Origin of the sequence: Protofrankia sp. Cr1 (assembly GCF_963555865.1) — a bacterium.
GTDB lineage: Bacteria > Actinomycetota > Actinomycetes > Frankiales > Frankiaceae > Protofrankia.
Map to the genome: position 1 here is coordinate 1,365 of NZ_CAUVXO010000268.1, position 5,141 is coordinate 6,505.

Sequence of the window (5,141 nt, forward strand, 5' to 3'; positions counted from 1 at the left end):
ATATCAGCGCAAAGGCGACGGTCACGGCCAGGATCGGGCCTCGCACGACGAAGCGGGGGAGCCGCGCCATACCGAATGCGGCCAGCAGGGTCAGGCCGGGAACGGCGACGATCAGATAGCGCGGGAGAAACAGGGGCGCGAGGAACAGGGATGCGATGACGTTGGCGAGAAGCGAGCCGAATCCCACGACAAGTGTGAACCACATCGGCCGGGAGCGCCATCCCAGCAGTACGCCGAGGGCCATGCATGCGCAGTAGAGCCAGAGCAACGGCGAAGTCCCGACGGCTCCGACTGTTTCCGCAACGGTTGGTGTGAGACGGGAAGCGCGTAGCGGCGGCACCCATGACAGCCGGGTCGAACCCTGGCGGTGCAGCACCCAGAACAAGGGTGCGCACCCGATGGCCTGGAGCACAACGCCGGGCGACAGGCATGCGGCTTTCGTCCGGAACAGAAGCGTGACCGCGACGATTTCGCAGGCCACGGTGAAAGTAGCGACGACGTGCGAGTAGATGGCGGCTGAGCAGGCCAGTCCCCACACGACGGACAGGCCCGGGCGGGACGTGTCGAGCAGCCTGCACACCAGGTAGAGCGTCAGCGTGACGAGAAAGAGAGTCAGGCCGTAGGATCGATCCTCCTGACCGTAGTGAATGGCAAATGCATTGACCGCGATCAATAGCCCGGCAATAATCCCGGTTGTTTCACCGAGGAGACGTCGTCCCGTCGCAGCGAGCAGCGGTATCGTCGCAACGACTGCTATACCGGAAAAAGCCCTCGACCATGTTACGCCGTCGCCGGCGGTGGTCCACAGCTTCAACAGGACGGTATACAGCCCCATGTTGGTCTCGTGGTCCCGGACGAAAGCCCACATCGGCCCCCAGCTGGTGGAGACCAGCCCGACCGTGACCCCCTCGTCGAACCAGAGACTTTTCCAGCCTGTGTTGTGGAAGACGAGGAGCGAGGATATAACCGTTGTCAGCAGCACGCAGACCTGGAATCGTGCGGTCGCCGGGCCGGGCAGATCCTTCATGATCGCCAGGGGCCACCCACGCCCCCGCGCATTCGCCACGCCCAACGGATCGTCGGTCACGGCGAAAGGGCTTCTCATCGGGTCCGACGATAGGGCTCCGGAAAACCCGAACCAGTCTCAACGCGCCGACACGACAAAACCTCCGGTGGTGGATCGCGGGACGGACAGGGCACGGGCGCAGTTGCTTGTCAGCAGGTTAGTTGCTTGTCAGCAGGCCATGAGGGCGCGTAACGCCCGGGTGGGACGACTGGCGTGGTGTTGTCATCGAATAGTTTACACGATAAATACCTTCTGTACATGTTCTGGCTACTGACTGGCAATCTGGCGATGTGAAGTTTTTTTCGCTACAGATGCACCATTTGGTGCGTTGCCGGAAGTAGATCGCATCTCACCGAGCCGGGGAGCTCTTCGGCCGCGGAAAGGACGCACATGATCGCCATCCAGCACGTGACCCGGCAGGCTGCTGCCCGCCTGCTCATGATCGCCGTTCTCGCTCTCGGGGTCGCCGGCGCCACGCTTTCGGTCACCCATCCCAACTGGTTCAGCGGATCCACCGCCGACGCCGGGGTCATGCAGATCGGCCCGGTCAAGCCGGGCACTCCCACCGGCCCCATCATCGTCAGCACGAAGTGACCTTTCCGGGTCGCTGATCGGCCGGGGAGTCCGGGAGCCGGGGAGACGAAATACTCCCCGACTCCCGGACAAGCTGCGGCGGGAACGGCGGGAACAGAATCGACGGACGTTCGGGGGCATCTGGTGGGGGCAGTCATGGCGGAGGCGGTCATGGTGGCGCCAGCCGAAGCCAGCTCCCGACACCCGACGAGTACCGACCCCGAAGGTGTTCCGCCTCGCCGTCGGCAACGAATCCCGGCTGCCGTTTTCACCGCGCTGGCCGTGCTGGTGGGCGTTGTGGAACGGCCGCAGCTCCTGGCCGGTTTCTTCATCTGCGCGCTGCTGTTCATTCCGCTTGAACAACTGCTGCCTCTTGTCCGTCGGCGCCGGCGGGAGGACTGGTATGTGGACGTCGCACATACCTTCGCGAACCGGCTGCCGATTACCGTCGTCTCCACCGCTGTTCTCACCGTCCTCGCGCCCGCTGTGCACCACCTCTGCCCGCAAGCCGTGCGAGAGTTACTGCTGCGCCAACCCGGCTGGTGTCAGTTCATCATCATCCTGCTGCTGGCGGACCTGGCGAATTACACCGCACACCGGGCACTGCACGAGCTGCCCCCGCTGTGGCGGCTGCACGCGGTTCATCACTCCAGCCGCGAGCTCGACTGGCTGTCCACGAGCAGAGGTCATCCGCTGGATCAGATCGTCAACCTGACGGCAATCGTCCTACCGCTGTACGCGGTCGGTTTTGATCTGACCTTCTCATCCCTGTTCGTCGCCTTCCAGTTCTACTTTCCGTTCCTCGCTCATGCCAACACGCGGCTCACTCTGCGTCCGCTCAGCGTCGTCTTTGTCACGCCGGCCTTCCATCACTGGCACCATGCCGATACTCCCGAGGCGGTCAACCGCAACTACGGCGCCGTATTCTCCTTCTGGGACACCCTGCTGGGCACCCGCTACCTGCCCGCGGGGACACCGCCGGCCTACGGGATACCGCAGGACATGGCGCCATCCTGGGCCGGCCAACTCGTTGCACCGTTCCGATCACGCCGAACAGGCGTATCGAAGTTGTCGGACGTCGTCGCTACGGTGCCCTGTGTCGTCACACCGATGGAAGGGGACACCGTGACCCGAACCGACAGGGCCGTGACCAGCGAGCGCGCCGACCTGCTGGAGACGTTGGCCAAGCACCGGTACTTCCTGCGCTACACGGTCCGCGACCTGACCGACGATCAGGCCGCGCAGCGCACCACCGTGAGTGAGTTGTGCCTGGGCGGTCTGATCAAACACGTCGCGTTTACCGAACGGGGTTGGATCGCCTTCATCATCGAGGGCCCGTCGGCGATGGAGCAGTCGCCCGCGAAGCTGACGGAGCGGTCCGAGGCGTTTCGCATGCTGGCCGGGGAGAGCCTGCCAGGGCTGCTCGACGAGTACGAGCAGGTGGCGCGCCGGACTGATGAGCTCGTGGTGGCGTTGCCTGATCTCGATGTCTCCCAGCCGCTGCCCGAGGCTCCGTGGTTCGAACCGGGCGCGCGCTGGTCGGCCCGCCGGGTGTTGCTCCACGTGATCGCGGAGACTGCCCAGCACGCTGGTCACGCCGACATCATCCGCGAGGCCCTGGACGGCGCCACATCGATGGGGTAGTTGGATCGGGTAACAGTTCGGGTCCCGCGGATCAGCCGCGAGGTAGCCGGTCCCGGCCGGTGGGTCGCTGCGTCCTAGAGTGCACCCAATGAGCCTAGGGGTGGGATTCGATGTTGGTTTCGATGTTGGTACAGACAGGCGGCGGACGTCTCCCGCTCCAGGGACGAGTCGCACTCGTGACGGGCGCCGGGCGGGGGCTGGGCGCAGCCCACGCCCGGGCACTCGCGGCGGCCGGCGCCGCGGTGGTCGTCAACGATGTCGGTGCCAGTATGGACGGCAGCGAGCGCGGTATGGCCGTCGCTGACGGCGTCGCCGCGGACGTGCTCGCACAGGGTGGACAGGCTGTCGTCGACCATTCGGACATCTCCACGTTCGCGGGAGCAGCCGCCGCCGTTGCGTGCGCGGTGGACGCCTTCGGCCGGATCGACATCGTGGTGAACAACGCCGGGATCGTGTCACCCGGCACGGTCGAGGACATCGAGGAGGCAGCGCTGCAGCGGCTGCTGGCCGTACATCTCACCGGCAGCGTCGGTACGATCAGGGCTGCGTTCCCGACGATGCGCGCCCAGCGGTACGGCCGGATCGTGAACACCATTTCGGAGGCCGCCCTGGACACCCGCATGGCCGACAGCGTCGGGTACAGCTCCGCGAAGGCCGCGATCTGGGGACTGACCATGGCCACCGCCAAACAGGGCGCGCCGTACGGGATCACCGCCAACGCTGTCTCGCCGGGGGCGCTGACCAGGATGTCGGAGAACTTCCTCGCGTCGGCCGGACCGCAGGGCAGTGGCGCTGCCGTACTCGACCTCTCCCCGGAACATGTCTCCCGCGTCGTCGTGCGACTCGTCGCGCCGGACGCGGCCGACGTCACCGGACGGGTGGTGCACGCCGCCGGCGGTCAGGTACGCGAGTATGTGCTTCGTCGGACCGGCGACACCGATCTGGTCCGCCGTCTCACCACCCCCTGGCCGCAGCCCAGCCCCTCGGGCTGAGCCGACTTCGGACGAACTGAACAAGGCGGGATCACGATCATGGGATTGCTGGACGGCAAGGTCGCTTTCGTCACCGGCGCAGCTCGCGGTCAGGGCCGCAGCCACGCGGTGCGGCTCGCCCGCGAAGGCGCGAGGATCATCGCGGTGGACATCGCGGGCCCGGTGTCGCCCGCCAACGTCTACCCAGCCGCGACATCACAGGATCTTGACGAGACCGTACGTCTGGTCGAAGCCGAGGACCAGCCAATTCACGCCCGGCAGGCCGACGTCCGCGACTCGGCCGCGCTGGCGGCCGTGCTCGCAGACGGTGTCGCCGAGTTCGGCGGCCGACTTGACGTCGTCGTCGCCAACGCCGGGATCAGCAACTGGAGCCGGTTCTGGGAAATGCCTGACGAGCAGTGGCAGACCGTGATCGACGTTAACCTCACCGGAGTGTGGCGGACCCTCAAGGCCGCGGTCCCGTACATGATCGAGGCGGGCAACGGCGGGTCGATCATCACAGTCAGTTCGGTGGCGGGGATCAAGTCGTTACCGGCTCAGGCGCACTACAGCGCGGCCAAGCACGGCGTCGTCGGACTGACCAAGGCTGCGGCCATCGAGCTGGGGGAGTTCCGCATCCGCGTGAACTCGGTGCATCCCTGGGGAGTCGCGACTCCGATGAGCGAGGATCCGACGATTCACAAGGTCCTGGCCGACCACCCCTCGTACGCGGCGTCGTTCGCCAGCCTCTTGCCCGACCTGCCCATCGCAGACTCCGATGACATCTCGGATGCGGTCGTCTGGCTCGCCTCGGATCTGTCCCGGTCGGTCACCGCAACGCAGCTCACTCTCGACATGGGGGCGACCAAGGTCTGACCAAGGTCTGA

4 protein-coding genes and 2 pseudogenes are annotated in these 5,141 nt (G+C 66.0%); 5 read left to right on the forward strand and 1 reads right to left on the reverse strand.

Annotated elements, in window-relative coordinates; all coding sequences use genetic code 11:
* Positions 1-1,087, reverse strand: a pseudogene (locus U9980_RS18590) (glycosyltransferase family 39 protein); the annotation flags it as partial.
* 369 nt (positions 1,088-1,456) lie between these two features.
* On the opposite strand from U9980_RS18590, the gene U9980_RS18595 reads away from it, so the two are divergent.
* From U9980_RS18595 to U9980_RS18610, 5 genes and pseudogenes are all read left to right on the forward strand, one after another.
* A complete protein-coding gene (locus U9980_RS18595) occupies positions 1,457-1,660 on the forward strand; it encodes a hypothetical protein (RefSeq protein ID WP_322751183.1) in 204 nt (67 codons plus the stop codon).
* Between the two features lie 150 nt (positions 1,661-1,810).
* Positions 1,811-2,581 (forward strand): annotated as a pseudogene (locus U9980_RS28630) (sterol desaturase family protein); the annotation flags it as partial.
* 168 nt (positions 2,582-2,749) lie between these two features.
* Complete coding sequence (locus U9980_RS28635; RefSeq protein WP_416210317.1) at positions 2,750-3,283, forward strand: DinB family protein; 534 nt, start codon at positions 2,750-2,752, stop codon at positions 3,281-3,283.
* A 176-nt stretch (positions 3,284-3,459) separates the two neighbouring features.
* A complete protein-coding gene (locus U9980_RS18605) occupies positions 3,460-4,275 on the forward strand; it encodes an SDR family NAD(P)-dependent oxidoreductase (protein WP_322769081.1) in 816 nt (271 codons plus the stop codon).
* 39 nt (positions 4,276-4,314) lie between these two features.
* Positions 4,315-5,130, forward strand: coding sequence for a mycofactocin-coupled SDR family oxidoreductase (locus tag U9980_RS18610; RefSeq protein WP_322752020.1), 816 nt, complete (start codon positions 4,315-4,317; stop codon positions 5,128-5,130).
* The last annotated feature ends 11 nt before the right edge of the window (positions 5,131-5,141 follow it).

Coding starts and splice junctions, on each gene's coding strand:
- U9980_RS18595 (WP_322751183.1), top strand. CDS start 1,457: ATGATCGCCATCCAGCACGTGACCCGGCAGGCTGCTGCCCGCCTGCTC.
- U9980_RS28635 (WP_416210317.1), top strand. CDS start 2,750: ATGGAAGGGGACACCGTGACCCGAACCGACAGGGCCGTGACCAGCGAG.
- U9980_RS18610 (WP_322752020.1), top strand. CDS start 4,315: ATGGGATTGCTGGACGGCAAGGTCGCTTTCGTCACCGGCGCAGCTCGC.